Raw genomic sequence first — 1,188 nt, 5'->3', positions numbered from 1 at the left:
GGCTCTTCTGGAGTCAAGGTGATAAGCAAACCTAATCAGAAAAGCAAGCTAATAGCCTTGCTCGAAAGTTATCAAAGTTCACAAAGCCATAGGCTTGCCGCTTAATCAACTTGATTCGATTGTTAATTCCTTCCATCACGCCACTCGTGGTTCGGTTCAAAAAATAGTTGCAGATTCCATCCAGATGATTACGAATCGTTGTGAGGACATCACAGTAAACCGAACGAGCTTTTTTTAGCCATACAAGGAGTTGCTTTTTCCCAGCTTCGACCGTCTCATAACGTTCAAAAATATCTCTGAACTCTTCTTTGAGTTCATAAGCCAGTTTCAAGCGTTTTGAATGTTTTAAGATGTCTGCCAATTTGACCTTCTGCTCCTGGGTTAAATCAACCCAGTTCTTGAGAAGAATAAATTTACTGCCCTTGAGGGTCATTCGAGTTTGCTTGCGCACTTTGTTTAATTCTTCATTGACTGGTTTCATGACATGAAATCTGTCAAATACGCTCCGCGCATTGGGAAACACTTCTTGAACGACTTTGGGAAAGCCTCCCCACATATCAACACTCACTTCCTCGACTTGTTCACGCAGTTTAATCGGCTGCTGCTGAAGCACTTTAATGATGTCATCCTGTTGGTGACTATCAATCACTTCAACCAATTTTCCACGCTCAATGTCGGCAACAACTGTAACAAAATCTTGATGACCTTTGCGTTTACTTACTTCATCAATACTCAGACGATTAACCGTTCCCCAGTCTGCTTTTTTGAGAGATTAAACCGATGATTTAAAATCCCCTGTACCTGATCCCAACAAAGCGTTTTCCTCTCTGCTGACGTTCTCGATTGTCGTGGCTTGAACTCGCTGATAGATATAATTCTCATAACGTTGGGTATATCGCCGTTCCCAATCGACAAAGCTCAAACTCTCCGTAAAGTATTTCTGACAAGTCCTACAGTAAAATTGGCGACGTGGAACTTGCAAATAAACCGGTTGACCGAAAATCGATAGATCCCGTATCAATACAGGTCGATTTTGATTCAATTGATCGCTCCGACTCTCGCAGTATCGACAATTACTTTCTTCCTGAAGAAAGCGCAGTTTCAAGACAACCTCAGGTTCAAATTGGATGCAACTTTCAACAGTAACATCGGGTAGATTAAGCAGTCTGTCAAGATGAAGATCCATAG

Annotated in this window: 1 protein-coding gene and 1 pseudogene; both read right to left on the bottom strand. The window is 41.8% G+C overall.

Translation table 11 applies throughout. The annotated features are described in order from the left end of the window. Positions 1-31 precede the first annotated feature (31 nt). A pseudogene (locus tag QT974_RS34575) lies at positions 32-739 on the bottom strand (ISL3 family transposase); the annotation flags it as partial. A 33-nt stretch (positions 740-772) separates the two neighbouring features. Then, a partial coding sequence (locus tag QT974_RS34570) for a transposase family protein (protein WP_333472852.1) occupies positions 773-1,188 on the bottom strand: 416 nt, incomplete at its 5' end.

This window comes from Microcoleus sp. BM001215392 (assembly GCF_036700185.1).
Classification (GTDB): Bacteria; Cyanobacteriota; Cyanobacteriia; order Cyanobacteriales; family Microcoleaceae; genus Microcoleus.
This window is presented reverse-complemented; position numbering and strand designations above follow the sequence as displayed.